This is a genomic window from Rhizobium sp. C1 (assembly GCF_021026335.1).
GTDB lineage: Bacteria > Pseudomonadota > Alphaproteobacteria > Rhizobiales > Rhizobiaceae > Ensifer_A.
In genome coordinates this window covers 979,085-1,003,000 of sequence record NZ_JAJNCY010000001.1, presented here as the reverse complement: position 1 = coordinate 1,003,000, position 23,916 = coordinate 979,085, and the positions used below count along the sequence as shown (strand labels likewise).

Sequence of the window (23,916 nt, the reverse complement as noted above, 5' to 3'; positions counted from 1 at the left end):
ATGCTCGACATCAAATGGATCAGGGACAATCCGGCAGCGCTCGATGCTGCTCTGGCGAAACGTGGCGCTGATGCTCTTTCGGCTTCCGTCATCGCGCTCGATGAGAAGCGCCGCTCCCTCGTCCAGTCCGTTCAGGACATGCAGTCGCGCCGAAATTCGGCCTCCAAGGAAATCGGCGCCGCCATGGCGCAGAAGAACACCGAGCTTGCCGAAAAGCTGAAGGCCGAAATGGCGACGCTGAAGGAAACGCTTCCCGATGCCGAAGAAGAAGAGCGCAAGGTCAGCGCCGAGCTTACCGACATGCTCTCGCGGATTCCGAATATTCCGCTGGACGACGTCCCGGTCGGCAAGGACGAGCATGACAACGAGGTCAAGCGCGTCGTAGGCGATAAGCCCCTCTGGAACCATCCTCCCCACGAGCATTACGAGATCGGCGAAGCGCTCGGCTACATGGATTTCGAACGTGCCGCCAAGCTCTCGGGCGCGCGCTTCACTGTCCTGACGTCGCAGCTTGCCCGTATGGAACGCGCGCTAGGCCAGTTCATGCTGGACCTGCACACGCGCGAGCATGGCTACACGGAAGTCTCTTCGCCGCTGATGGTGCGCGACGAGGCCATGTATGGTACGGGCCAGCTTCCGAAGTTCGCGGAGGACCTCTTTCGCACCACCGACGGGCGCTGGCTGATCCCCACGGCCGAAGTGACGTTGACAAACCTTGTCGCCGGGGAAATCCTCGATCAGGACAAGCTGCCGCTGCGCTTCACGGCGCTCACCCCGTCCTTCCGTTCGGAAGCCGGTTCTGCTGGACGCGACACGCGCGGCATGCTGCGCCAGCATCAGTTCTGGAAATGCGAACTCGTATCGATCACCGATGCGGAAAGCTCGATTGCCGAACACGAACGAATGACCGCTTGCGCCGAAGAAGTGCTGAAGCGCCTCGGTCTGCATTTCCGCACGATGACGCTCTGCTCCGGCGACATGGGCTTCGGCGCGCGCAAGACCTACGATCTTGAAGTCTGGCTGCCTGGCCAGAACACCTATCGCGAAATCTCGTCCTGCTCGGTCTGCGGCGACTTCCAGGGGCGTCGCATGAATGCGCGCTACCGCAACGCCTCCGACAAGACGCTGAATTTCGTCCATACGCTCAACGGTTCTGGCACGGCTGTAGGCCGATGCCTGATCGCGGTGATGGAGAACTATCTGAATGAAGATGGTTCGATCACCGTGCCGGAGGCACTGCTTCCCTACATGGGCGGCATCACCCGCATCGAGAAGGCTTCCTGACCCGATGCGCATCCTGCTGACCAATGACGACGGCATTCACGCTCCGGGGCTCGCTGCCCTGGAGCGGATAGCCCGCACGCTGACCGACGATGTCTGGATCGTGGCGCCGGAAACGGACCAGAGCGGTCTGGCGCATTCGCTGACGCTCAACGATCCGTTGCGCCTGCGCAAGGTTTCTGATCGGCATTTTGCGCTACGCGGCACGCCGACCGATTGCGTCATCATGGGCATTCAGGAAGTCATGAAGGGCAAGCCGGATCTGGTTCTTTCCGGCGTGAATTCCGGATCGAACATAGCCGACGACGTGACCTATTCGGGCACGGTCGCTGGCGCTATGGAGGGCGCTCTGCAGGGTGTCCGCGCAATCGCGATGTCGCAGGCCTACATTTTCGACGGGGAACGCAAGGTTCCGTGGGAGGTTGCCGAAAGTCATGGCCCGGCGCTTCTCCAGACGCTGATCGGCGTTACTCTTCCGGCCTTTACCTTCCTCAACGTCAATTTCCCCAATTGCCGTCCCGAAGAGGTCAAGGGTGTCGAGGTGACGAGCCAGGGCAAACAGACGTTCGGACTGGCGGCTGAGCAGCGTCGCGACGGCCGCGGCTTTCCTTATTACTGGCTGCGCTTCGACGGTCGCAAATCGGATCTGAAGGCCGGAACGGATGTCAATGCGCTGGCCGAGGGGCGCATTTCGGTTACGCCGCTGAAAATTGATCTGACCGATCATGAGGCCCAACACGCGCTGACGGCAGCGCTTGCGGGGGTATGATGGCGGTGGAGAACGGTCTCGGCGATCGGGAAGAATTCGCTGCACTGGTGATGCGTCTGCGCGCCGACGGCATTTCCAACGCCAGCCTTTTCAATGCCGTCGAACAGGTGCCGCGCGGGCTCTTCGTGCCGCCGGCCTTCGCGCGCGAGGCGTGGTCGCGCCACACGATTCCGATCGAATGCGGCGCCTTCGCCGAAGGTGTCGATCTGGCGGCGAAAGTCGTCCATTTCATGAACCTTCACCCCGATCACCGCGTACTCGAGATCGGCACAGGCAGCGGCTATACGGCCAGCCTGATGGGCAAGCTCTGCCAGCGAGTCCTCACCGTCGACCGATACCGGACGCTGGTGGAAAACGCCCATAGTCGCTTCGGCAAGGTGGGCGGCGGCAACATCTTTTCGCGTCAGGCCGATGGCATGAACGGACTGCCGGGCGAGGGGACTTTCGACCGGATTCTGGTCACAGCTGCATTCACGACGATGCCGCGCATCTTTGCCGAACAGGTCGTGCCGGGCGGCGAAATGCTGGCTCCGATGATCCTTGAAGACGGGCGCTGCGTCATGATCCGGTTTGCCAAGGTCGGCGTCCGCTTCGAGCGCACCGAACTCTTTGAAGTGCCTTATCTTCCGCTTGAACCGCACATGGCCAATGCGCTTTGAAATGCACTTTGCGAGGCTCTCGCGGCCTTGTGTTATTTAACAACCCCCGAAAAATAATGACCGTCTGAGGGTCATCCTTAACCCCCCGGTAACCCTAACACGGTTTAATGGCCTCACGAGAGTTTCTTGTAGAGACGGGGCCAGTAATGCGTAACAGAATTGCGTCAGCGTACAAAAATCCGGCAGTTCGGTTCATTGCGATTGCGCTTTTGGCCGGGACTGCAGCAGGTTGCAGTTCCGATGCGACCCGCTTTGACAGCTTCTATCATTCGGCGGACAATATCAGTACGGGTTCGATCCGTGGTCAGAATTCCATGTCTGGTCAGGCTCCGACCCCCAGCGCCAGCGTCGCCTCTGCCGGCAATCTTCCTCCGCGCTCCGATCTCTCGGACTCGATGAGTCAGCCGCTGCCGCCCGCGCAGAATAACAGTCAGATGTATGGGTCTCCCATGCCGATGGCGTCCAATGCGCGCGCCGTCACCAATTCGCCGGTTCAGTCTGCGGCGCTCGGTGCCCCGCTGCCGCCGGCCACCCCTGCTGCGTCTGCGCCGGTCCGCCATACGGCAAGTGCGACTGCGGCCAAGGGGCAGACGAATATCCGCATGATCAAGGGGCCGGATCCGATCTCGACGGGCACGGTGTCTGCGTCGCATACGGAGCAGGACAAGCAGGTTGCCTCGGCGGAGCCGAAGTCTGCTCAGGCCAATTCCATCCAGCAACCCGCCAGAATTCCGGTTCCGACCAAGGTGCCGCATCAGGAGGCGATTCTGCCGGGTGCTCCGCAGCCCGAGAAAAAGAAGATTGCTGCGGCAGAGGCCAAGGATGGCGCCAAGGGTAACACGCACAAGGTCGCCTCTGGCGAGAGCCTGATTGCGATTGCCAAGAAGAACGGCGTCACCGTCGAAGCTCTGCGCGCGGCAAATGGCCTGACAAGCAATGCCGTGCGGGCCGGTCAGGAGCTCAAGATCCCGGCTGCGACTGCAACCAAGGTCGCCGCCGAGAAGCCAGCAGGCGAAAAGGTCACCGCTGACGACATGACGACGGCGTCGGTTGCCCAGAGGCCCGATGCGCCGCTGAAGCCGAAGGCCGCGAGCCAGCCCGCCGCAGCGGCTGCGCAGGCGACGTCGAAGGAAAGCGTTTCCTCGGCCGCCGAGTCGCAGGTTGCCTCCATCGCGCCGGCCGAGACGGGTATCGGTAAATATCGCTGGCCGGTGACAGGCGCCGTCATTGCCGCCTATGGCGCGAATGTCGATGGACAGCGCAATGACGGTATCGACATCTCGGTTCCGGAGGGAACGCCGGTCAAGGCTGCTGAAAACGGCGTCGTCATCTATGCCGGCAATGGCCTCGAAAAGCTGGGTAACACGGTTCTGATCCGCCATTCCGACGGTAAGGTCACGGTTTATGCCCATCTGAAGTCCATCGACGTCAATCGCGGCGACAAGGTCAACCGCGGTCAGGTCGTCGCCGACTCGGGCATGTCCGGCAATGCCTCCCGTCCGAAGCTTCACTTCGAGGTCCGCAAGAACTCTGCTCCCATCAATCCTATGTCTTTCCTAGAGTAACCGACTTTCCTCGAAAAGTATTGCGTATCGAGGACTGCGTGAAGGGCTCGGCGACAATGCCGGGCCCTTTGCTATTGGGCGCGGCGGTGCGGCTGTGGGTTGAACGCCATCTGATAATCGATGGAGCGGGTGTTGCAACGAATGAAGCCGCCAGGCGGGGGACCTGGCGGCTCTCTAAAGGGGGCGTTGGGGGTACCGCCCAGAGGTAGGGGACCTCTTATGCAGCAGCGGTTGTTTATTGGGGGCAAAACCGCTGTGCAAGACCGATCATGCCGCCCAAATCATGAATTTGCGTAAACCTTACTTGCGAAATTTCGCAATGGCTAAAAAGTCGGAATTTTCCGCAGCCGCCAAATCGTCGCGCCGGGAAGCTTCCCTCTCAGCCGACGATGTTCTATGAGAAGCGCGGATTAAACTCCTCAGCCATAGGGAAACGAACATGACTGCCATTGTTGATATTATCGGCCGCGAGATCCTCGACAGCCGTGGCAACCCGACTGTTGAAGTCGATGTCATCCTTGAGGATGGCAGCATGGGCCGTGCGGCTGTTCCGTCGGGTGCTTCGACGGGCGCACACGAAGCCGTTGAGCTTCGCGATGGCGGCAAGCGCTATCTCGGCAAGGGCGTTGAAAAGGCGGTAGCTGCCGTCAATGGTGAGATCTTCGACGCTGTCGGTGGCATGGATGCCGAAGACCAGATCGCGCTCGACCAGGCCATGATCGAGCTCGATGGCACGCCGAACAAGAGCCGCATCGGCGCAAATGCCATCCTGGGCGTATCGCTGGCCGCTGCAAAGGCTGCGGCTGACGCTGCCGGCCTGCCGCTCTATCGCTACCTCGGCGGCGCTGGCTCGCGTCTGCTGCCGGTTCCGATGATGAACATCATCAATGGCGGCGTTCATGCCGACAACCCTATCGACTTCCAAGAGTTCATGATCATGCCGGTCGGTGCGGAAAATATCCGTGACGCCGTCCGCATGGGCTCGGAAGTCTTCCATACGCTCAAGAAGGAACTGGCGTCCCAGGGCCACAACACCAACGTTGGTGACGAAGGCGGCTTTGCCCCCGGTCTCGAAAGCGCCCCGGCTGCCCTCGACTTCATCATGAAGTCGATCGAAAAGGCCGGCTACAAGCCGGGCGATGACATGTTCATCGGCCTCGACTGCGCCGCGACCGAATTCTTCAAGAACGGCAACTACGTTTACGAAGGGGAAGGCAAGACCCGCAGCCCGGAAGAGCAGGCGCATTACCTCGCCGATCTCGTTGCCCGTTATCCGATCATCTCGGTTGAAGACGGCATGTCGGAAGACGATTGGGAAGGCTGGAAGATCCTGACCGATCTTATCGGTTCCAAGTGCCAGCTCGTCGGGGACGACCTCTTTGTGACGAACTCCGCCCGCCTGCGCGACGGCATCAAGATGGGGGTTGCCAACTCGATCCTCGTCAAGGTCAACCAGATCGGTTCGCTCTCCGAAACGCTCGACGCCGTCGAAACCGCCCACAAGGCCGGCTATACCGCCGTCATGTCGCACCGCTCGGGTGAAACGGAAGATTCGACGATTGCCGATCTCGCCGTTGCCACCAACTGCGGTCAGATCAAGACCGGCTCGCTGGCCCGTTCGGACCGGCTCGCCAAGTACAACCAGCTGATCCGCATCGAGGAAGGCCTCGGCAGCCAGGCGAAGTATGCCGGCCGCTCGATCCTCAAGGCCTGATTGGCCTCAGAAGGCTGTTTGACCTGAACGAGGCTGCGGCACATGTGCCGCAGCCTTTTTTGTGCCTGCGCCGACGTGGTCAACAGAGCGTTAATCTCTCCATCCTAATGTGAGTCCAAAGAGTATCGCGTCGCGGGTATTTCGATGTTGACCAAGCAGTACAGGAAGCGGCGGTTCGGCCGTTTCATCTTGCCGGCGATTACGGCTGCGTTCCTGGCCTATTTCGGCTATCATTCCGTTCATGGTGAGTTCGGCCTGAAGGCAACCGAGAGGTTTCTGCAGCAAAAGGCTGAGCGCCAGCAGAAGCTGGCCGAACTGCAGCACAGGCGGAAGGCGCTGGAGCGGCAGGTCGCGGCGCTCAGCGATGGGTCGATACAGAAGGATATGCTGGACGAGGAGGCGCGTGAGCAGCTCAATATGTCGCGCCCGGATGAAATCGTTATATTCCACTGATTTCGCCTTCATAACCGAAATCGGGTTAATTCTTTTTTGTCTGTTTAAATCAAAGAATTACAACGGATGCTAGCTATGCGTTTAGGGCATTGCTGTTTTCCCCGACTTTGCCTATGGTGTCTCCCAAGGAAAAACATCAAGCCTGGGGAGGTTACTGCATGGCTCCGCGTAAACCCGCGTCTGCTGCTGCCCGCAAGTCTGCCAAGTCCGACACTGCGGAAAAGATTTCCGAATTCAACAAAGAGCAGGAACTGACCGCGTATCGCGAGATGCTCCTTATTCGCCGTTTCGAAGAAAAGGCCGGCCAGCTTTACGGCATGGGCTTCATCGGCGGTTTCTGTCACCTCTATATCGGCCAGGAAGCTGTCGTTGTCGGCATGCAGATGGCGCTGAAGGATGGCGATCAGGTCATCACCGGTTACCGCGATCACGGCCACATGCTGGCTTGCGGTATGAGCGCCCGTGGCGTCATGGCCGAACTCACCGGTCGCGAAGGCGGTCTTTCCAAGGGGAAGGGCGGCTCGATGCACATGTTCTCCAAGGAGAAGAACTTCTACGGTGGTCACGGCATCGTGGGCGCGCAGGTCTCGCTCGGCACCGGCCTCGGCTTTGCCAACCACTACCGCGGCAATGACAACGTCTCGCTCGCCTATTTCGGCGACGGCGCTGCCAACCAGGGCCAGGTCTACGAGAGCTTCAACATGGCCGCTCTCTGGAAGTTGCCCGTCATCTACATCATCGAGAACAACCGCTACGCCATGGGCACCGCCGTGAACCGCGCCTCGTCGCAGACCGACTTTTCGCAGCGCGGTGCCTCCATCGGCATTCCGGGCCTGAAGGTCGACGGCATGGATGTTCGTGCCGTCAAGGCTGCTGCGGACTACGCGGTCGAGCATTGCCGTTCCGGCAATGGCCCGATCATCCTCGAGATGCAGACCTATCGTTACCGCGGTCACTCCATGTCCGACCCGGCTAAATATCGTTCGAAGGACGAAGTGCAGAAGATGCGCTCCGAGCATGATCCGATCGAGCAGGTCAAGGCACGCCTGATCGAGAAGGGCTGGGCCACGGAAGATTCGCTGAAGGACATCGACAAGGAAGTCCGCGAGATCGTGGCGGATGCCGCCGATTTCGCCCAGGCCAATCCCGAGCCGGCCGTATCGGAACTCTATACCGATATCCTGCTTTGACAGCGGTTCCCGCCTTCGGGAGTGAGGGCGGGAATTTCGCGATACCGCGCGCCGCGACACGCTGGCGCTGATCGAGATTTTTAAGGCCGAGCGCCTGAAACGAATTGGGTGAGGACCATGCCGATTGACATCCTGATGCCTGCACTGTCTCCGACGATGGAGGAAGGCACGCTCTCCAAGTGGCTGAAAAAGGAAGGCGACAAGGTCGTCTCCGGCGACGTGATCGCCGAAATCGAAACCGACAAGGCAACCATGGAAGTGGAAGCCGTCGATGAAGGCGTGATCGGCAAGCTGCTGGTCGCTGCCGGCACCGAAAACGTCAAGGTCAACGCGCCGATCGCAGTCCTGCTGCAGGACGGTGAAAGTGCCTCAGACATCGGTTCGTCGGCTGCCCCGAAGGCTGCGCCTGCTGCCGAGCCCGCTCCGGCTGCTGAGCCTGCACCTGCGGCATCCGCTCCTGTTCCGGCCGCGCCGAAGACGGAAACCGCCTCCGATCCGGCCATCCCGGCTGGCACCGAAATGGTGACGATGACGGTGCGTGAAGCCCTTCGCGACGCCATGGCCGAAGAAATGCGTGCCAACCCGGACGTTTTCGTCATGGGTGAGGAAGTCGCCGAATACCAGGGCGCCTATAAGGTAACCCAGGGGCTCCTGCAGGAATTTGGCCCGAAGCGCGTCATTGACACCCCGATCACCGAGCACGGCTTTGCCGGTATCGGTGTCGGCGCTGCCATGGCCGGCCTTCGCCCGATCGTCGAATTCATGACCTTCAACTTCGCCATGCAGGCGATCGACCAGATCGTCAACTCGGCGGCCAAGACGCTCTACATGTCGGGTGGCCAGATGGGCGCACCCATGGTGTTTCGCGGTCCGAACGGCGCTGCTGCCCGCGTGGCGGCCCAGCACAGCCAGGACTATGCTGCCTGGTACAGCCACATTCCGGGCCTCAAGGTCATCCAGCCCTACACGGCGGCCGACTTCAAGGGCCTGCTCAAGGCTGCTATCCGCGATCCGAACCCGGTCATCTTCCTCGAAAACGAAATTCTCTACGGCCAGACCTTCGAAGTGCCGAAGCTGGATGACTTCGTCCTGCCGATCGGCAAGGCGCGCGTTCATCGCGCCGGCAATGACGTGACGCTCGTCTCCTGGGGCATCGGCATGACCTATGCCGTCAAGGCCGTTGACGAACTGACCAAGCTCGGCATCGACGTCGAACTGATCGACCTGCGCACCATCCGCCCGATGGACCTCCCGGCGATCATCGAATCGGTCAAGAAGACCGGCCGTCTCGTCACCATCGAGGAAGGCTTCCCGCAGTCATCGGTCGGTGACTTCATCGCCAACCGCGTCAGCCGCGAGGCCTTCGACTATCTGGACGCCCCGGTCATCACGATCGCCGGCAAGGACGTGCCGATGCCGTATGCGGCCAACCTTGAGAAGCTGGCTCTGCCGAATGTCGGCGAAGTCGTCGATGCCGTGAAGGCCGTTTGCTACAAATAAGGGAGGGCGAGGACATGCCGATCAATATCACGATGCCGGCCCTTTCGCCGACCATGGAAGAGGGCAACCTCGCCAAGTGGCTGGTCAAGGAAGGCGACACGATCAAGTCCGGCGATGTCATCGCCGAAATCGAAACCGACAAGGCGACGATGGAAGTCGAAGCCGTCGATGAAGGCACGATCGCCAAGATCGTCGTTCCCGCCGGCACCGAAGGCGTCAAGGTCAACAGCCTGATCGCCATCCTCGCCGCCGAAGGCGAAGATGTGAAGGCTGCGGCTGCCGGTGGCGCATCCGCTGCCCCCGCGCCGAAAGCTGAACCGGCTCCGGCCGCTGCTGCACCCGCAGCCGCCCAGGCGCCTGCTGCTGCTCCGGCCGCAGCACCCGCTGCTGCCGTGTCCTCGGCTGCTCCTTCGGGCAATCGTCCGTTCTCCTCGCCGCTGGCCCGCCGTCTGGCGAAGGAAGCAGGTCTCGACATCTCGGCGATTTCCGGCACCGGCCCGCACGGCCGCGTCGTCAAGTCCGACGTCGAGAAGGCTGTCAGCTCCGGAACCGGCAAGGCAGCGCCCGCTGCCGCCGCTGCTCCGGCCGCCGCGCCTGCTGCTGCCGCCTCGGCTGCACCGCTTGCCAAGCAGGCTTCGGAAGAAGCCGTTCTCAAGCTGTTCGAGCCGGGTTCCTACGAACTCGTGCCGCATGACGGCATGCGCAAGACGATTGCCAAGCGCCTCGTTGAGTCCAAGCAGACGATCCCGCACTTCTACGTCACGGTGGATTGCGAGCTCGACGCGCTTCTGGAACTGCGCGGCCAGCTGAACCATTCGGCACCCCGCAAGGACGACCGCGCCGCCTACAAGCTCTCGGTCAACGACATGATCATCAAGGCGCTGGCTCTGGCACTGCGTGACGTTCCGGACGCCAACGTGTCCTGGACCGATACGAACATGGTCAAGCACAAGCATGCCGATGTCGGCGTTGCCGTCTCGATCCCCGGTGGCCTGATCACGCCGATCATCCGACGCGCCGAAGAGAAGAGCCTGTCCACCATCTCCAACGAGATGAAGGACTACGGCAAGCGCGCCAAGGAACGGAAGCTGAAGCCCGAGGAATATCAGGGCGGCACGACTGCCGTGTCCAACATGGGCATGATGGGCGTCAAGCACTTCGCCGCTGTCGTCAACCCGCCGCATGCGACCATCCTCGCAGTCGGCGCTGGTGAACAGCGCGTCGTCGTGAAGAACGGCGAGATGGTCATCGCGCAGGTCATGACCGTCACGCTCTCCACCGACCATCGCTGCGTCGATGGTGCGCTGGGCGCCGAACTGCTGGCCGCCTTCAAGGGCTATATCGAAAACCCGATGTCGATGCTGGTTTGATCTCGGCATGTCCGCCGATGAGGCGGACGTGACTTTGCGTCGGATTGGCCCCATTTATAGAGGGGCCAATCTTTTGACAGCGAGGGTAAAGCGATGACGAAAGAACCGGGTGACATGATCCTGCCGATGCTGCGCGAAATGCGCAAGGAGACGCAGGAGGGATTCGAAGACGTTCGCAGCGAGTTCAAGGATGTCGGTAAGCGTCTCGACAAGCTTGACGAGGGGCAGAAGAATTTTCGCAACGCGCTTTCCGCGGATAGTCTGATATCCAAGTTTGTCATCGGCGATTTCGAGGAGCGGCTAGCTGCTCTTGAGCGCAAGTTCGACGATATCATGAAGGCGAAATGACCAGGACATGAAAACCATCCTCGCCTACGGAGACAGCCTGACCTGGGGCCACGATGCGGAACACTTGGGTCGGCACGCCCATGAAGACCGCTGGCCATCGGTTCTTCAGAAGGCGCTCGGTCATGGCGTTCGCGTGATCCCGGAAGGGCTGGGCGGGCGCACCACGGCCTATGAAGATCAGTTGGCAGATTGCGACCGCAATGGCGCGCGCATCCTGCCAACGCTACTTCATACGCATTCGCCGATTGATCTGGTGATCCTGATGCTCGGCACGAACGACCTGAAGCCCTCGGTCGTCGGCACAGCGCACGGCGCGGCGAAGGGCATGGGCCGTCTGGTGCAGCTCATTCGTCATCACGCCTGGCCGTTTGAATATGAGACGCCGGAAATCCTGATCGTCTCGCCGCCGCTGGTGCGCGAGACGGCGAACAGCGATTATGCAGCCGCTTTTGCCGGCGCGATCGAACAGTCGAAGATGCTCGCGACCTTCTATAGCGACATGGCGGACGAAATGGGCTGCGGCTTTTTCGATGCCGCCGCAGTTTCTGTGGCGACACCGATCGACGGTGTCCATCTGGATGCAGAAAATACACGAGCCATCGGACGGGCGCTGGAGCCCATCGTCCGCATGCAGCTCGGAATGTGATTAAAGGGAGTTGATCAGGGTCAAGGGTGAGGGGCAGCGTTGCGGTTAGCCTGACAGTGTCAAAGTTTTCCTGAAGGGGGCCGGACATGTCGAACACGCCGCACGAACTGCATGATGAATTTCCGGAATATGCCGCCAAGATCCGCCATTTGCGCGAGGTTGACGGCCACTTCTATCGGATCTCGAACGAGTATCACGACGTGAACCGGGCCATTCATCGCGCCGAAACCGATATCGAGCCTGCTGATGACTTCCATGTGGCTGAGATGCGCAAGAAGCGCATGCAGTTGAAAGATGAAATCTACGCGATGCTGGTCGGCCACGAACAGGTCGAACCCATCGTATGAGGCGGGCGGGATCTCCGCTGCCTCGACAAAAGAGGAGTGGAGACCCCATGTCGAATGCATATGACCTGATCGTGATCGGTTCCGGCCCCGGCGGCTATATCGCCGCCATCCGGGCTTCCCAGCTGGGGATGAAGGTGGCCGTGGTCGAGCGCGAGCATCTGGCCGGCATATGCTCCAACTGGGGCTGCATCCCGACCAAGGCACTGCTGCGCACGGCGGACGTCATGCATACGGCGACGCATGCCAAGGATTACGGCCTTGTGCTGGAAGGCGCGATGAAGCCGGACATCAAGGCTATCGTTGCCCGCTCGCGCGGCATCGCAGCCCGCATGAACAACGGCGTGGGCTTCCTGTTCAAGAAGAACAAGGTCGACATTATCTGGGGCGAAGCCAAGATCACCAAGCCCGGCGAAATCGTCGTCGGAAAGAGCACCAAGCCGGTCGTTCAGCCGCAGGGCCCTGTGCCGAAGAACACGCTGGGCGAGGGCACCTATACCGCCAAGCATATCATCATCGCGACCGGCGCACGCCCACGCGCGCTGCCTGGCATCGAGCCCGATGGCAAGCTGATCTGGACCTATTTCGAGGCGATGAAGCCGGAAGAAATGCCGAAGTCCCTGCTCGTGATGGGCTCGGGCGCCATCGGCATCGAATTCGCCAGCTTCTACCGCACCATGGGCGTCGACGTGACCGTGGTCGAAATCATGAAGCAGGTCATGCCGGTCGAGGATGAGGAAATCTCCGCCTTCGCCAAGAAGCAGCTTGAAAAGCAGGGCATGAAGATCATGCTCGAAGCCAAGGTTGCGAAGGTCGAGAAGGGTGCAAATTCCATCACCGCCACCGTCGAGAAGAAGGACGGCTCGGTCGAGAAGATCACGGCCGACCGCATGATCTCCGCCGTCGGCGTGCAGGCCAATGTCGAAGGCATCGGCCTCGAAGCCGTCGGTGTGAAGACCGATCGCGGCTTCATCGTTATCGACGGCTACGGCAAGACGAATGTGCCGGGCATCTACGCGATCGGTGACGTTGCAGGTCCCCCAATGCTCGCCCACAAGGCCGAGCACGAAGCTGTCATCTGCGTCGAAAAGATCGCCGGCGTGCCGAACGTTCATCCGATGGACAAGAACAAGGTCCCTGGCTGCACCTACTGCAACCCGCAGGTCGCCTCTGTCGGCCTGACGGAAGCCAAGGCCAAGGCCGAAGGCCGCGACATCCGCGTCGGCCGTTTCAACTTCGCCGCCAACGGCAAGGCCGTGGCGCTGGGTGAAGATCAGGGCATGGTCAAGACGATATTCGACAAGAAGACCGGGGAGCTGATCGGCGCACACATGGTCGGCGCGGAAGTGACCGAACTGATCCAGGGCTTCGTCGTGGCCATGAACCTCGAGACGACGGAAGAAGACCTGATGCACACCATCTTCCCGCACCCGACCATCTCGGAAACGATGAAGGAAAGCGTGCTCGACGCCTATGGCAAGGTTCTGAACGCCTGATATTGCAGGTCTCTCGTCGGTGACATCGGCGAGGGGCTTGGCAAGGCCCGGTTTAACAACAATAAATGGCTGTGCTGGCCGTGGGTTCTTGAAAGAGCGCTGTCAGCCTATATGTCAGGTTGGAACAAACTCGGAGAGAGACAATGCATGATGCATTTCAAGTCGGCTGGTTGATGGCAATCATCATCGGCGGTTTAGCAGGCTGGCTCGCCGGCAACTTCATGAACATGCCGCACGGCATCATCATGAACATCATTCTCGGCGTTGTCGGCGCTGTCGTCGCCAATGCCGTCCTCGGCGTTTTCGGCATCGTCATCTTCGGCGGCTGGCTCGCCTACCTGATCGCCGGCTTCATCGGGGCCTGCATCCTGCTCTTCGTGGTCAAACTCATTCGAGGTTGACAACTGCCGGGGTTGAATTCCGGAAAGGACTGAAATTCACATGGTCACCATTCTCGACAACGTTGCTGGCGACGCAAAGCGCGTCCGCCACCCGGAAAAGGCGCACAAGCCGGATACCGAAATCCTGCGCAAGCCGGACTGGATCCGTGTGAAGGCGCCCGTGTCGAAGGGCTATCAGGAAACGCGCGAGCTCGTGCGTTCCCACAAGCTGGTGACCGTGTGTGAGGAAGCCGGTTGTCCCAACATCGGCGAATGCTGGGACAAGAAGCACGCGACCTTCATGATCATGGGTGAGATCTGCACCCGCGCCTGCGCCTTCTGCAACGTGGCCACGGGTCGTCCGCTGCCGCTGGACATGGAAGAGCCTGCCAACGTCGCCAAGGCCGTCAAGCAGATGGGCCTCAGCCACGTCGTCATCACCTCAGTGGACCGCGACGATCTGGAAGACGGTGGCGCCGAGCATTTCGAAAAGGTCATCTGGGCCATTCGCGAAGCCTCGCCCCAAACGACGATCGAAATCCTGACGCCGGACTTTTTGAAGAAGCCGGGCGCGCTGGAGCGGGTCGTGGCCGCCAAGCCCGATGTCTTCAACCACAATCTCGAAACCGTGCCAGGCAACTATCTGACGGTGCGGCCGGGCGCACGCTATTTTCATTCCATCCGCCTCTTGCAGAGGGTGAAGGAACTCGACCCGACCATGTTCACCAAGTCCGGTATCATGGTGGGCCTCGGGGAAGAGCGCAATGAAGTTCTCCAACTGATGGACGACCTGCGCACCGCCGACGTCGATTTCATGACCATCGGCCAATATCTCCAGCCGACCCGCAAGCACCACAAGGTGGAAGCTTTCGTGACGCCGGAAGAGTTCAAGTCCTACGAGACCGTCGCCTATTCCAAGGGCTTTCTGATGGTCGCCTCGTCGCCGCTGACGCGTTCGTCGCATCATGCGGGGGACGACTTTGCACGGCTGAAGGCCGCGCGGGAACGGAAGCTTCAGGCGGCGGAATAGGGCGCTTTGATTTTCGGGTCTGTTTCATGATACGATCCTTCAAGGATAAGCAGACCGAAAAACTCTTTGAGAGCAGTAGTTCGCGCCGAATTCCGGCGGACATCGAGGAGCGGGCGCGGCGCAAGCTGATGTCTCTCCACGCAGCTCATATGCTAGACGATTTGAGAGTCCCGCCTAGCAACCGGCTGGAGCGCTTGAAGGGCGATCGGGAAGGGCAATACTCGATCAGGATAAATGATCAATGGCGCATCTGCTTTCGTTTCGAGGACAGCGATGCGTTCGACGTTGAAATTTGTCATTATCATTGAGGCCGCCAATGTTGTTCGTCCCCGTTGAACCCATTCACCCTGCAGAAATTCTTCGGGAAGAATTCATGGCAGACTACGGCCTGACAGTAGCTGGTTTGGCCAACGATCTGGGGATTAACTCGGGTCGGTTGGCGGAATTGTTAAATGGGCATAGTCCGCTCGACGCAGAGCTGGCGCTGCGGCTCTCGCGCTACTTCTCGAACTCTCCGGAATATTGGCTGAACCTCCAGAGAGCCTATGATTTGGCGATTGCGCTGAAGCAGTCGAACGGGCTCGAGGATATCAGGCCTATCGAGGCCGCCTAACGTCGAAATCTTACCGCGCGTTAGTTGATTTTACCGGCCCGCAACCGTATTTCCCGATCATGCCCCAATTCGAAACCCGCCGCCCCGTTCCGCAATCGCCCGACCAGATGTTCGCTCTGGTGGCGGATGTCGAGAAATACCCAGAATTCCTGCCGCTCTGCGACGGGCTCGCCGTGCGCAGCCGCAAGGAGCGGGATGGCAAGGCCTTGCTGGTGGCCGATATGACCGTGGGGTACAAAGCGATCCGCGAGACGTTTACGACGCAGGTCCTGCTCAATCCGGCCGGGCGCGCTATCGATGTGAAATATCTCGACGGGCCGTTCAAATATCTCGACAACCGCTGGCGCTTCAACGAACTGCCAGATGGCGGTTCCGAGGTGCATTTCTTCATCGACTACGAATTCAAAAGCCGTATCCTCGGCGCCGTCATGGGCTCCATGTTCGACCGCGCCTTCCGCATGTTTGCCGAAGCCTTCGAGGAACGGGCCAGGAAGATTTACGCCACGCCCGCCTGACGGCCGCGTGAACGAAAGGGAATGCAGATGAGCTTCTTCTCCAAAATCGCCTCGATCTTCAGCGGCGGCCAGCCCTCCGGCGAGACCAAGGGCGCTGCCAAGGAGCATATGCGAGAGATCGCCGGGCTCAGGGTCTTCGCGACGCCGATGCGCGAGGGCGCGCAATTCCGTCTGGCGGGCCGCATTGAGAAGGATCAGGACGGCGTAACACTGACGCGTGAATTCGTCCGAGCGGACTTGTTCTCAACGGAAGACGACGTAGTCGAGGTGACGTTCCGCAAAGCGGAGCAGATTATCAGTCAAAACGGCAAGGCGCTCTTTGCGGATGGTGCGCCCACTGGCCGCGCTTGAATCGGCGTCACCGCAAGGTGACAGATTATAAAATTGAACTTGGAACGAAAAACGGCGCCCGAAGGCGCCGTTTCCCTTTTTGTGGTGCTAGAGCAATTTCAGCAAAAGTGGAAACCGGTTTTACGTCCGAAATTGCGTAAAAACAAAAAGATAGAGCGTTTCAATGTTTCCATGAAACGGTGAAACGCTCTAGGATCAAAACTCAATCAGCCAATTGAAGTATTGTTATATTTCTGATTCAAAAGCCTTGAATGGAGGCTTTGATGATGAAGAGCGGGTTTTGGCTGAATGACGAGCAGTGGTCGGTGATTGCGCCTTTGCTGCCAAGGAATGCCGCTGGTGCGCGTCGCGTTGACGACCGCCGTGTGATTAGCGGCATCATCCATGTGCTCCAGTCTGGCTGCCGATGGCAGGATTGTCCGTCGCAGTACGGACCCCCAACGACGATTTACAACCGCTTTCATCGATGGTCGGGCCGGCGGGTCTGGCACCGCATTCTGGCGGCCCTTGTCGCGATGGATGGAAGCGAATTCCATGCGATCGACAGCACCACCGCCAAAGCTCATCGCTCCGCAGGCGGAGGAAAAGGGGGGCGGACGCGCAGGCGATTGGCAGGTCTCGCGGCGGTCGCACCACTAAAATCCACGCGGTAGTCGATGCAAAAGGTCGACCGCTGGCATTCGAGATCACGCCTGGCCAGTTGGGTGATGTGCGCGCTGCTCTGGCATTGATTGCACCCTTGCCGCCAGCAAAGCAGCTGGCCGCAGATGCCGCCTATGATAGCAACGGATTGCGCCAGTTTCTCACCGAACGCGGAACCTTGCCGGTCATTCCGAACAACCCCACACGCCGACGCTTTCACCCTTTTGACAAGCTCGCCTACAAAGCCAGAAACATCATCGAGAGAATGTTCTGCAGGCTCAAAGATTGGCGGCGCATCGCCACACGATACGACAAACTCGCCGCCAACTTCTCATCCGCCGTCGCTATCGCTGCAATCATCATATGGTGGGCAAGATGATTGAGTCTCGACCCTAGGCTCGATCAGAGCACGAGGCGATACTTGGCAAAGCCGTTTTCGCCAGCACCTGCGTCCTCGATCTTCGCACCCTTGACGTCGCCGGCATACTGCTTGCCCTTCGGACCAGTCTCGAAGACGGCCGTCGTGCCCGGCATGGCCTTGAAGCGCCAGTTGCCATCGGCAGACGGGTTGATCGTGCCTTCCTGAACGATATAGCGCACGATGACGTCGCGGTTCGTATCGGGAGCGACGAAGACGATCTTGTCGCTCGTGATGTCCGGGAAATTGCCGCCGCCGCCGGCGCGATAGTTGTTCGTCGCAACGACAAACTTCTGCGCCGGATCGATGGGCTTGCCTTGGAACTGCAGGTTGACGATACGGCCGGGACCGTCGGAAACCTTCTTGCCGTCCTTGTCATACATCGCCGGCTGTGACAGGTCGATTTCGTAGGTCACGCCGTCGATGACGTCGTAGTTATAGGACGGGAAGTCGTTGTTCAGCAGCGGCGCGTCCTTGGAGCCTTCCTTGACCTGGTTGAACATGCCTGCCGACATTTCCAGCCAGCCTTTGACCTGCGCCCCGGTTATCGCCACGGCGCGAACCGTGTTCGGGTAGAGATAAAGGTCGGAGACATTCTTGATGGCAATGTCACCGGCAGGGACATCGGTGTAATAGTCCGGGCCGTTTCGACCGCCGGCCTTGAACGGTGCGGCAGCGGAGAGAAGCGGGAGATCCTTGTAGGGTGTCTCCTTCAGCATGTCCTTGATGTACCAGGTCTGCGCGTTGGAAACGATCTGCACGGACGGATCGTCAGCCACAAGCGCGAAATAGGAGTAGAGCGGGGCAGACGTCTTGCCGACCGGCGTGCGGACATAGGCCAGCGTTGCTTCGTGCTCTTCCTTGACGGCTGCGACGATTTCCGGCTTGTCGGTCACGTCGGCCACGATCTTCTTGTTCTCGTCGCGGTGATAGATCGGGCGCGCCTCGGTGGTGAAGTCTACAACCTTCCAGCCCTTGCCATCCTTCTCGATCAGCAGGTCGATAAGGCCCATATGCGAGCCCCAGAAGCCGCCCATGACGGCCGGCTTGCCGAACAGCGTACCCTTGACAGCATCGACATTCTGCATGCCGTCCCACGTCTTCGGGCCGGGGAAGACGAGATGCTGGTGGCCGGTGAAAACGGCGTCGATACCGTCGACGGCGGCGACGTACAGCGATGCGTTTTCCATGCCTTCTGTCGGCTTGGCGGCATCAATGCCGGAGTGGGACAGCGCAATCACGATATCCGCGCCCGCTTCCTTCATGGCCGGAACCCAGGCCTTGGCGGCGGAAACGATATCGCGCGTCATCGCCTTGCCTTCGAGGTTTTTCTGGTCCCAGACCATGATCTGCGGCGGCACGAAGCCGATGAAGCCGACCTTCACGGTGCTTTCATTGCCCGCGCCGTCCTTGATCTTCTTGTCGAGGATCACATAGGGCTTGAAGAACAGTTCGTCCTGCTTCGGATCGGAAGCGAGCTTGCCCTTGGTCAGGTTCGCGCAGACGATCGGGAAGTTCGCGCCGTTCAGCACGTTGAACATGAAGTCGAGGCCGTAGTTGAACTCGTGGTTCCCGAGCGTGCCGACATCGTATTTCAGCACGTTCATCGCCTTCATGACCGGATGCATGTCGCCGGCCTTCATGCCCTTCTTGTAGGCCATGTAATCGCCCATCGGGTTGCCCTGCAGCAGGTCACCGTTGTCGATGAGCATGGAGTTGCCGGCTTCGGCGCGGATCTTGTCGATCAGCGTCGCCGTCCGCGTCAGGCCCATCGTGTCGTTGGGCTTATCCGCATAATAGTCATACGGCATGATGTTGACGTGGATATCGGTCGTTTCCATGATGCGAAGATGCGCCTGGTTCGCGGCGGCGCGCGCTGCAAAGGGATGCAGCATGATCATCGCAGCGCCTGCAGCGGCGCCACCCAGGAGCGAGCGGCGTGTCATGATAAGTTTCGGGTGTTCGAGCGTCATGGAAGGTCTCCGGTAATTGCGCGGGAGCGATATGAGTCTGCACCCGATAGGCGCGCCCCTCGAGAGCGCGCCGCATCTTGGCGACAGTTGACGACAGCAAGATGTCAGCATTCCAAAAGTTTGACCAGATGGAAAAACATTAACCATGGATCGATGTAGGCCGGAAAAAACGGCTGCCAATTACAGCCCTGCATTAGGCCGGTCTATGATTTCCCGGAGCGCGAAGGACGAGTTGATCTTGACGACATGGGGCAGGGCGGAGAGCCAGTCCCTGTGGATACGTTCGTAGTCCTCAAGGTCCTTGGCCGCGACGCGCAGGATGTAGTCGTATTCGCCGGACATCAGATAGCAGACGACCACATTGGGACATCTGCGGACGGCTGCCTCGAACTCGGTCAGCGTCTTGGCAAACTGTCCAGATAGCGAGATGTGGACGATGACCATCATCTTGTACCCGATTGCCTTGTTCGAAAGGCGGGCGTGATAACCGGAGATCACGCCCGTCTTCTCAAGAATATCAAGCCGCCGGGAGCATGCAGAGGCGGAGAGGCCGACACGCTGGGCGAGATCCGCGTTGGACATCCGCCCATCCTTCTGCAGTTCGCGGAGAATGGCGGAATCGATCGTATCCAGGTCAGCCAATGCAAGTTCCTTCGAAGAAATAGATATTTGCGCAACAATATTCGAAAAATGTGTTTCACGCAAAAACCTTTCGCAAGGACCTGCGACAGACTTTCGCTTTTAATCGGCGCATTATCGACCCGCGTTCAGCGGGCGTGAAACAAGTCGAGAGGAACAAGCATGATCGTCGGTTGCCCCAAGGAAATCAAAAATCACGAGTACCGTGTCGGACTGACGCCGGGTGCTGCGCGCGAATATGTCGCCCATGGTCACCAGGTGTTGATCGAGACCGGTGCGGGTGCAGGGATCGGCGCGGATGATGCGGCCTATGAGGCTGTGGGTGCGAAGATCGTTGCAACGGCCGCGGAGATTTTCGCCAAGGCTGACATGGTCGTGAAGGTCAAGGAGCCGCAGCCGGTTGAATGGGCGCAACTCCGCGAAGGTCAGATCCTTTACACCTATCTCCACCTCGCGCCTGATCCGGAACAGACAAGGGGCCTGCTCGCCTCGGGCGTGACCGGCGTTGCCTATGAAACCGTCACGGATGCCGCCGGCGCGCTGCCGCTTCTGGCTCCGATGTCGGAAGTCGCCGGCCGTCTGTCGATCCAGGCCGGAGCAACCGCGCTGCAGAAGGCCCATGGCGGGCGCGGCGTGCTTCTGGGTGGTGTGCCCGGGGTGCGTCCAGGTAAAGTCGTGGTCATCGGCGGCGGTGTGGTCGGTTTGCATGCGGCCAAGATGGCTGTCGGGCTTGGCGCGGATGTCACAGTGCTCGATCGTTCGCTGCCGCGCCTGCGTCAACTCGACGACATTTTCCACGGCTCCATCCACACGCTCTACTCTTCGATCGACAATCTGGAACGCGAGGTCTTCTCCGCCGATCTCGTCATCGGTGCGGTCTTGATCCCCGGAGCTGCCGCGCCGAAGCTCGTCAGCAAAGCGATGCTCTCCTCCATGAAGCCGGGCTCGGTGATCGTCGATGTCGCTATCGACCAGGGTGGCTGTTTCGAGACGTCGCATGCGACGACGCATTCCGATCCGACCTATGTGGTCGATGGCGTCGTTCACTACTGCGTTGCCAACATGCCGGGTGCGGTGCCTTACACATCGACTCACGCGCTCAACAACGCGACCCTAGTCCACGGTCTGGCGCTGGCAGACAAGGGCCTGAAGGCGATTGCGGAAGACCCGCATCTGCGCAACGGGCTCAATGTCCACAGGGGCAAGATCACCAACAAGGCGGTTGCCGAAAGCCTTAGCCTCGAGCTTGTCTTGCCCGTCGATGCGCTGAAGGCCGCGTAAACGCAGATCTTTGATTGACATCATCTATGAATTCGAACCGGCGTCTCCACCTCCCTCTGGAAGTGGGCGGCGCCGGTTCCTATATGCGGCTCATCCGACAACGCATTGAACTTCCCGAGAGATTTGGCGGTCCGCTCCGGCTTCGAGAACCGGAGGGCGATCTCCTGTTGGCAAGTTACCGGTGTCGGTTGCGTCTGAACCGATCGACTTCACGAAGTTTTTATCGTGTTTCAATTGGCCTGTGGGCAGTTTGCTTTCGTAACGCCGTATTAAGGAGCAAGCGTCCATGAAATTCGTCATTCTGCATGTGTGTCTTGAAGTTCGCCCTTCTGACACTCTATGTAGGGAATGAGAAATTTCGATGATTCCCGGATCAGCTGCGAAATCCGGACCCAACGTTTGAAGGTAGAAGATGAGCAATCCTGTTGATACCGCAATGGCCCTGATCCCGATGGTCGTCGAACAGACCAATCGCGGCGAGCGGTCCTATGACATCTATTCGCGGCTTCTGAAGGAACGCATCATCTTCCTGACGGGTCCGGTCGAGGATCACATGGCGACGCTCGTTTCGGCGCAGCTTCTCTTCCTCGAAGCTGAAAACCCGAAGAAGGAAATCGCGCTCTACATCAATTCGCCGGGTGGCGTCGTTACCGCCGGCATGGCGATCTACGACACGATGCAGTTCATCAAGCCGGCCGTATCGACGCTCTGCATCGGTCAGGCCGCCTCCATGGGCTCGCTGCTTCTCGCTGCCGGCCACAAGGACATGCGCATCGCGATGCCGAACGCCCGCATCATGGTTCACCAGCCGTCGGGTGGTTTCCAGGGGCAGGCCTCCGACATTGAACGCCATGCTCGTGACATCATCAAGATGAAACGTCGCCTCAATGAAATCTACGTGAAGCACACCGGCCGCACTTACGAAGAAGTCGAAACGGCACTTGACCGCGACAACTTCATGGATGCGCAGGAAGCGAAGAACTGGGGTCTGGTTGACCAGGTCTTCACCTCGCGCGAAGAGATCGAAGGCCCTGCCGGCGCCTGAAGGGCGCTTGTGGGCCGGCGCCATTCTTGACAAGGATCAAGGCCGGCGTCAGCCTAAAGTGCAGGATATGGAATTAATGCTATGTTGAATTTTTGTGACATAGCATCCAGTGAGACTGGGGGAAACGTTGCAAGCTGCCGGATAAAGTGATTTGTTCGGATTAGCGAGTACCCCCGAAAACCCTTTCCGATGCGGCACGAGGCGCAGATCCAAAGGGTGAAAAAAGTTCCGTGTATTCCCTGAGCGGGTAACGCCGGTATGCTTGGAAGGAAAGTGACATGAGCAAGGTCAGCGGTAGCAGCGGCGGCGACTCGAAGAATACCCTTTACTGCTCTTTCTGCGGCAAGAGCCAGCATGAAGTACGCAAGCTGATCGCCGGACCGACGGTCTTCATCTGCGACGAATGCGTCGAACTCTGCATGGACATCATCCGTGAAGAGAACAAGACCTCGATGGTCAAGTCGCGCGATGGCGTGCCGACCCCGCAGGAAATCATCAAGGTTCTGGATGAATACGTCATCGGCCAGCAGCAGGCCAAGCGCATCCTGTCGGTGGCGGTGCATAACCACTACAAGCGTCTGGCGCATGCCTCGAAGAATGGCGATGTCGAACTGGCAAAGTCCAACATCCTGCTCGTCGGCCCGACCGGCTGCGGCAAGACCTATCTCGCCCAGACGCTCGCCCGCATCATCGACGTTCCGTTCACCATGGCGGACGCCACGACGCTGACGGAAGCCGGCTATGTCGGTGAAGACGTCGAGAACATCATCCTGAAGCTGCTTCAGGCTGCGGATTACAATGTCGAGCGCGCCCAGCGCGGCATCGTCTATATCGACGAAGTTGACAAGATTTCCCGCAAGTCGGACAACCCGTCCATCACGCGCGACGTGTCGGGCGAGGGCGTTCAGCAGGCGCTTCTGAAGATCATGGAAGGCACGGTTGCTTCCGTTCCCCCGCAGGGCGGCCGCAAGCATCCGCAGCAGGAATTCCTGCAGGTCGACACGACGAACATCCTGTTCATCTGCGGCGGCGCCTTTGCAGGCCTCGACAAGTTGATCTCTGCCCGTGGCGAAAAGACCTCGATCGGCTTTGCCGCAAGCGTCAAGTCGCCGGAAGACCGCCGCGTCGGCGAAGTCCTGCGCGAACTGGAGCCGGAAGACCTGGTCAAGTTCGGCCTCATCCCGGAATTCATCGGTCGTCTGCCAGTCCTCGCAACGCTCGAAGACCTGGATGAAGACGCCCTGATCCAGATCCTGTCCGAGCCGAAGAACGCCCTGATCAAGCAGTATCAGCGCCTGTTTGAGATGGAAGACGTCGAATTGACCTTCCACGAGGACGCTCTGCGCGCCATCGCCAAGCGGGCCATCGTCCGCAAGACCGGCGCCCGCGGCCTTCGTTCGATCATGGAAAAGATCCTGCTCGACACGATGTTCGAACTGCCGGCCATGGATGGCGTTCGCGAAGTTGTCATCTCCGACGACGTTGTCGAAGGCAAGGCGCGCCCGCTTTACATCTATGCAGAGCGCAGCGAAGAAAAGGCCAACGTATCGGCGTAATTGCCGAAATAGATCGCATGCAATCGAAAAGCTCGGGGCTGCGCTCCGGGCTTTTTTCATGGGTTTAACGTCGTTAAATCGTCGTAATCCGGGGCTTTTTAAGTTGCGTACTACGTTAAGTGTGGCGATAGTAGAGCT

The 23,916-nt window shown here is 59.6% G+C and carries 25 protein-coding genes; 23 read left to right on the top strand and 2 right to left on the bottom strand.

Annotated features, from left to right (window positions below; translation table 11 throughout):
• From serS to LQK83_RS04865, 20 genes are all read left to right on the top strand, one after another.
• On the top strand, positions 1-1,284 hold the full coding sequence (gene serS / locus LQK83_RS04965) for a serine--tRNA ligase (RefSeq protein WP_230836128.1): 1,284 nt from the start codon (positions 1-3) through the stop codon (positions 1,282-1,284).
• 4 nt (positions 1,285-1,288) lie between these two features.
• Positions 1,289-2,050, top strand: a complete 762-nt coding sequence (surE, locus tag LQK83_RS04960) for a 5'/3'-nucleotidase SurE (protein ID WP_230836127.1) — start codon at positions 1,289-1,291, stop codon at positions 2,048-2,050.
• The gene (locus tag LQK83_RS04955; protein WP_269065229.1) at positions 2,050-2,709 is read left to right on the top strand and encodes a protein-L-isoaspartate(D-aspartate) O-methyltransferase; all 660 of its coding nucleotides are present in this window, start codon (positions 2,050-2,052) and stop codon (positions 2,707-2,709) included. Before surE ends, LQK83_RS04955 begins: the two co-directional genes overlap by 1 nt.
• Before the next feature lie 314 nt (positions 2,710-3,023).
• Positions 3,024-4,274, top strand: coding sequence for a peptidoglycan DD-metalloendopeptidase family protein (locus tag LQK83_RS04950; RefSeq protein WP_230836126.1), 1,251 nt, complete (start codon positions 3,024-3,026; stop codon positions 4,272-4,274).
• Positions 4,275-4,713: 439 nt separating this feature from the next.
• A complete protein-coding gene (gene eno, locus LQK83_RS04945; RefSeq protein WP_230836125.1) occupies positions 4,714-5,988 on the top strand; it encodes a phosphopyruvate hydratase in 1,275 nt (424 codons plus the stop codon).
• Positions 5,989-6,132: 144 nt separating this feature from the next.
• Complete coding sequence (locus tag LQK83_RS04940) at positions 6,133-6,441, top strand: FtsB family cell division protein (protein WP_230836124.1); 309 nt, start codon at positions 6,133-6,135, stop codon at positions 6,439-6,441.
• A 158-nt stretch (positions 6,442-6,599) separates the two neighbouring features.
• Entirely contained in the window at positions 6,600-7,631 is a 1,032-nt protein-coding gene (gene pdhA, locus LQK83_RS04935) for a pyruvate dehydrogenase (acetyl-transferring) E1 component subunit alpha (protein ID WP_230836123.1), read from the top strand.
• A 117-nt stretch (positions 7,632-7,748) separates the two neighbouring features.
• On the top strand, positions 7,749-9,131 hold the full coding sequence (locus LQK83_RS04930; protein ID WP_230836122.1) for a pyruvate dehydrogenase complex E1 component subunit beta: 1,383 nt from the start codon (positions 7,749-7,751) through the stop codon (positions 9,129-9,131).
• Between the two features lie 14 nt (positions 9,132-9,145).
• Complete coding sequence (locus LQK83_RS04925) at positions 9,146-10,501, top strand: pyruvate dehydrogenase complex dihydrolipoamide acetyltransferase (protein WP_230836121.1); 1,356 nt, start codon at positions 9,146-9,148, stop codon at positions 10,499-10,501.
• A 93-nt stretch (positions 10,502-10,594) separates the two neighbouring features.
• A complete protein-coding gene (locus LQK83_RS04920; protein WP_230836120.1) occupies positions 10,595-10,849 on the top strand; it encodes a hypothetical protein in 255 nt (84 codons plus the stop codon).
• 7 nt (positions 10,850-10,856) lie between these two features.
• Positions 10,857-11,495, top strand: a complete 639-nt coding sequence (locus LQK83_RS04915; RefSeq protein ID WP_230836119.1) for an SGNH/GDSL hydrolase family protein — start codon at positions 10,857-10,859, stop codon at positions 11,493-11,495.
• A gap of 86 nt (positions 11,496-11,581) precedes the next feature.
• A complete protein-coding gene (locus LQK83_RS04910; RefSeq protein ID WP_109857805.1) occupies positions 11,582-11,842 on the top strand; it encodes a YdcH family protein in 261 nt (86 codons plus the stop codon).
• A 47-nt stretch (positions 11,843-11,889) separates the two neighbouring features.
• A complete protein-coding gene (lpdA, locus tag LQK83_RS04905) occupies positions 11,890-13,335 on the top strand; it encodes a dihydrolipoyl dehydrogenase (RefSeq protein ID WP_230836118.1) in 1,446 nt (481 codons plus the stop codon).
• 143 nt (positions 13,336-13,478) lie between these two features.
• Positions 13,479-13,736 (top strand): GlsB/YeaQ/YmgE family stress response membrane protein, encoded by a 258-nt coding sequence (locus LQK83_RS04900; protein ID WP_230836117.1) that lies wholly within the window; start codon positions 13,479-13,481, stop codon positions 13,734-13,736.
• Between the two features lie 40 nt (positions 13,737-13,776).
• Positions 13,777-14,745: a lipoyl synthase gene (gene lipA, locus LQK83_RS04895; protein WP_230836116.1), complete on the top strand. Its 969-nt coding sequence runs from the start codon at positions 13,777-13,779 to the stop codon at positions 14,743-14,745.
• Positions 14,746-14,771: 26 nt separating this feature from the next.
• Positions 14,772-15,053 carry a type II toxin-antitoxin system RelE/ParE family toxin gene (locus tag LQK83_RS04890; protein WP_230836115.1) on the top strand — a complete coding sequence of 94 codons (282 nt, stop codon included), beginning with the start codon at positions 14,772-14,774 and terminating at the stop codon, positions 15,051-15,053.
• A gap of 8 nt (positions 15,054-15,061) precedes the next feature.
• Positions 15,062-15,358, top strand: coding sequence for a HigA family addiction module antitoxin (locus LQK83_RS04885; RefSeq protein WP_269065228.1), 297 nt, complete (start codon positions 15,062-15,064; stop codon positions 15,356-15,358).
• A gap of 59 nt (positions 15,359-15,417) precedes the next feature.
• Positions 15,418-15,873, top strand: coding sequence for a type II toxin-antitoxin system RatA family toxin (locus LQK83_RS04880; RefSeq protein ID WP_230836113.1), 456 nt, complete (start codon positions 15,418-15,420; stop codon positions 15,871-15,873).
• A gap of 27 nt (positions 15,874-15,900) precedes the next feature.
• Positions 15,901-16,224, top strand: a complete 324-nt coding sequence (locus LQK83_RS04875; protein WP_230836112.1) for an HlyU family transcriptional regulator — start codon at positions 15,901-15,903, stop codon at positions 16,222-16,224.
• 266 nt (positions 16,225-16,490) lie between these two features.
• Positions 16,491-17,245, top strand: a protein-coding gene (locus LQK83_RS04865; RefSeq protein ID WP_442966710.1) for an IS5 family transposase whose coding sequence is annotated in 2 segments (ribosomal slippage) — positions 16,491-16,821 and positions 16,821-17,245 — 756 coding nt in all. Because the reading frame shifts where the segments join, the coding sequence is not laid out codon by codon here.
• A 23-nt stretch (positions 17,246-17,268) separates the two neighbouring features.
• Here LQK83_RS04865 and LQK83_RS04860 read toward each other — a convergent pair.
• Entirely contained in the window at positions 17,269-19,257 is a 1,989-nt protein-coding gene (locus tag LQK83_RS04860; RefSeq protein ID WP_230836110.1) for a bifunctional 2',3'-cyclic-nucleotide 2'-phosphodiesterase/3'-nucleotidase, read from the bottom strand.
• Positions 19,258-19,437: 180 nt separating this feature from the next.
• Positions 19,438-19,899, bottom strand: coding sequence for an Lrp/AsnC family transcriptional regulator (locus LQK83_RS04855; protein ID WP_230836109.1), 462 nt, complete (start codon positions 19,897-19,899; stop codon positions 19,438-19,440).
• A 159-nt stretch (positions 19,900-20,058) separates the two neighbouring features.
• Between LQK83_RS04855 and ald the strand changes: the two genes are divergently transcribed.
• The 3 genes from ald to clpX all read left to right on the top strand — a co-directional run bounded on the left by ald (position 20,059) and on the right by clpX (position 23,778).
• Positions 20,059-21,177, top strand: coding sequence for an alanine dehydrogenase (gene ald, locus LQK83_RS04850; RefSeq protein WP_230836108.1), 1,119 nt, complete (start codon positions 20,059-20,061; stop codon positions 21,175-21,177).
• Positions 21,178-21,589: 412 nt separating this feature from the next.
• Positions 21,590-22,222, top strand: a complete 633-nt coding sequence (gene clpP, locus LQK83_RS04845) for an ATP-dependent Clp endopeptidase proteolytic subunit ClpP (protein ID WP_109857794.1) — start codon at positions 21,590-21,592, stop codon at positions 22,220-22,222.
• Positions 22,223-22,500: 278 nt separating this feature from the next.
• The gene (clpX, locus tag LQK83_RS04840) at positions 22,501-23,778 is read left to right on the top strand and encodes an ATP-dependent Clp protease ATP-binding subunit ClpX (RefSeq protein WP_230836107.1); all 1,278 of its coding nucleotides are present in this window, start codon (positions 22,501-22,503) and stop codon (positions 23,776-23,778) included.
• Positions 23,779-23,916 lie beyond the last annotated feature (138 nt).

What these genes read in the sequence shown, in the direction of transcription:
- serS (WP_230836128.1), top strand. Translation starts at nt 1, where the DNA reads ATGCTCGACATCAAATGGATCAGGGACAATCCGGCAGCGCTCGATGCT.
- surE (WP_230836127.1), top strand. Translation starts at nt 1,289, where the DNA reads ATGCGCATCCTGCTGACCAATGACGACGGCATTCACGCTCCGGGGCTC.
- LQK83_RS04955 (WP_269065229.1), top strand. Translation starts at nt 2,050, where the DNA reads ATGGCGGTGGAGAACGGTCTCGGCGATCGGGAAGAATTCGCTGCACTG.
- LQK83_RS04950 (WP_230836126.1), top strand. Translation starts at nt 3,024, where the DNA reads ATGTCTGGTCAGGCTCCGACCCCCAGCGCCAGCGTCGCCTCTGCCGGC.
- eno (WP_230836125.1), top strand. Translation starts at nt 4,714, where the DNA reads ATGACTGCCATTGTTGATATTATCGGCCGCGAGATCCTCGACAGCCGT.
- LQK83_RS04940 (WP_230836124.1), top strand. Translation starts at nt 6,133, where the DNA reads ATGTTGACCAAGCAGTACAGGAAGCGGCGGTTCGGCCGTTTCATCTTG.
- pdhA (WP_230836123.1), top strand. Translation starts at nt 6,600, where the DNA reads ATGGCTCCGCGTAAACCCGCGTCTGCTGCTGCCCGCAAGTCTGCCAAG.
- LQK83_RS04930 (WP_230836122.1), top strand. Translation starts at nt 7,749, where the DNA reads ATGCCGATTGACATCCTGATGCCTGCACTGTCTCCGACGATGGAGGAA.
- LQK83_RS04925 (WP_230836121.1), top strand. Translation starts at nt 9,146, where the DNA reads ATGCCGATCAATATCACGATGCCGGCCCTTTCGCCGACCATGGAAGAG.
- LQK83_RS04920 (WP_230836120.1), top strand. Translation starts at nt 10,595, where the DNA reads ATGACGAAAGAACCGGGTGACATGATCCTGCCGATGCTGCGCGAAATG.
- LQK83_RS04915 (WP_230836119.1), top strand. Translation starts at nt 10,857, where the DNA reads ATGAAAACCATCCTCGCCTACGGAGACAGCCTGACCTGGGGCCACGAT.
- LQK83_RS04910 (WP_109857805.1), top strand. Translation starts at nt 11,582, where the DNA reads ATGTCGAACACGCCGCACGAACTGCATGATGAATTTCCGGAATATGCC.
- lpdA (WP_230836118.1), top strand. Translation starts at nt 11,890, where the DNA reads ATGTCGAATGCATATGACCTGATCGTGATCGGTTCCGGCCCCGGCGGC.
- LQK83_RS04900 (WP_230836117.1), top strand. Translation starts at nt 13,479, where the DNA reads ATGCATGATGCATTTCAAGTCGGCTGGTTGATGGCAATCATCATCGGC.
- lipA (WP_230836116.1), top strand. Translation starts at nt 13,777, where the DNA reads ATGGTCACCATTCTCGACAACGTTGCTGGCGACGCAAAGCGCGTCCGC.
- LQK83_RS04890 (WP_230836115.1), top strand. Translation starts at nt 14,772, where the DNA reads ATGATACGATCCTTCAAGGATAAGCAGACCGAAAAACTCTTTGAGAGC.
- LQK83_RS04885 (WP_269065228.1), top strand. Translation starts at nt 15,062, where the DNA reads ATGTTGTTCGTCCCCGTTGAACCCATTCACCCTGCAGAAATTCTTCGG.
- LQK83_RS04880 (WP_230836113.1), top strand. Translation starts at nt 15,418, where the DNA reads ATGCCCCAATTCGAAACCCGCCGCCCCGTTCCGCAATCGCCCGACCAG.
- LQK83_RS04875 (WP_230836112.1), top strand. Translation starts at nt 15,901, where the DNA reads ATGAGCTTCTTCTCCAAAATCGCCTCGATCTTCAGCGGCGGCCAGCCC.
- LQK83_RS04860 (WP_230836110.1), bottom strand. Translation starts at nt 19,257, where the DNA reads ATGACGCTCGAACACCCGAAACTTATCATGACACGCCGCTCGCTCCTG.
- ald (WP_230836108.1), top strand. Translation starts at nt 20,059, where the DNA reads ATGATCGTCGGTTGCCCCAAGGAAATCAAAAATCACGAGTACCGTGTC.
- clpP (WP_109857794.1), top strand. Translation starts at nt 21,590, where the DNA reads ATGAGCAATCCTGTTGATACCGCAATGGCCCTGATCCCGATGGTCGTC.
- clpX (WP_230836107.1), top strand. Translation starts at nt 22,501, where the DNA reads ATGAGCAAGGTCAGCGGTAGCAGCGGCGGCGACTCGAAGAATACCCTT.